Raw genomic sequence first — 1319 nt, forward strand, 5'->3', positions numbered from 1 at the left:
AAGATATCGACCGCAAACATATACATATCGTTTCTGTCCGTGTAGACGAGACCGGGAAAAAGATAAGCGATTCATTTGAAAAGAAACGTTCGGATGCTATTCGTAAAGAGTTGGAGAAAAAGTACAGCCTGCTTCCGGCTGAGAAGCAACGGCAACCGGAAAACCTTCCTCTCAAACGGGTGGATTATAAAGCGGGTGATGTAAAGAAGCAGGTTTCCAATGTCGCAAAAGTTGTGATGAAGTCCTACCGCTTCCAGAGCCTCAATGAATACCGGGCTGTACTTTCAATATATGGTGTAACCGTTGAAGAAGTCAAAGGCGAAGTCAGGGGCAAGGCCTATAACGGCTTGGTCTATTCGGCACTGGACAGGAAAGGTGAAAAGGTCGGCAATCCATTCAAGGCATCACTGATTGGAAAAACTGCCGGCTATGATGCTTTGCAGAAGCGGATCGCGTTCTCCAAACAATCCATGAAGGAGAAAGCTGTATATAACAGGAGCCGGAATATTATATCTACGCTTTTAGCCAATAAACCGGATCGAAAGGTTTTTGAAAAGGAACTCGCTAAAAATGGTATATCCGTATTATTCCGTGAAAACGATGATAAACGTATCTATGGTGTAACCTTTATCGACCATCAGGAGAAAACTGTATTTAATGGCTCGCGCTTAGGCAAGGAGTTTTCGGCGAATGTATTCCATGAGCTGTTCAACAGGAACGGCAGGCAGGATAGTTCAGGTATTGATTATGAAAAACAATTCCATATCAATAATCAGGACTATCAGCCTGAACAGGAATCAACAGCCGAAGCTATTGCCGGGATATTCTCTATGGAACAGCACGGGGATGATTACGAGGAACTTGCTTTCACTAACCGTATGAAGCGCAGAAAAAAGAAACGCAAGGGATTCGGTTTATAATTAGCAAATTGAGCAATTAGCAGATTTGAATTGAAAATTGGCGCGAAGCGACAATACCATTTGCTAATATACTAATTGGCATATTTTCACATTTACTCATTAACAAATTGATTTTATTATGCAACAGGAAGACGATTTAAGGGGATTAGCCAAAGTCATGGAGTTCATGCGGGCTATCAGTATATTATTTGTAGTAATCAATATTTATTGGTTCTGTTACCAGTCCATACAGGAAGCAGGCGTTAATATCGGGGTGGTAGATAAGATACTGCTGAATTTTCAAAAGACGGCGGGGCTGTTTTCCAATATACTTTGGACAAAGCTGTTCGCCGTGGTGTTTCTGGCGTTGTCCTGCCTCGGGACAAAAGGTGTAAAAGAAGAAAAAATCACATGGAATAA

The 1319-nt window shown here is 41.8% G+C and carries 2 protein-coding genes; both read left to right on the forward strand.

Annotated elements, in window-relative coordinates; all coding sequences use genetic code 11:
- A partial coding sequence (locus BUC12_RS19650) for a relaxase/mobilization nuclease domain-containing protein (protein ID WP_073357359.1) occupies positions 1-920 on the forward strand: 920 nt, incomplete at its 5' end.
- A gap of 118 nt (positions 921-1038) precedes the next feature.
- The coding region (locus tag BUC12_RS19655) for a YWFCY domain-containing protein (RefSeq protein ID WP_175552657.1) at positions 1039-1319 on the forward strand (281 nt) is incomplete at its 3' end.

Source organism: Indolivaga macrotermitis (genome assembly GCF_900128985.1).
Classification (GTDB): domain Bacteria; phylum Bacteroidota; class Bacteroidia; order Bacteroidales; family Dysgonomonadaceae; genus Dysgonomonas_A; species Dysgonomonas_A macrotermitis.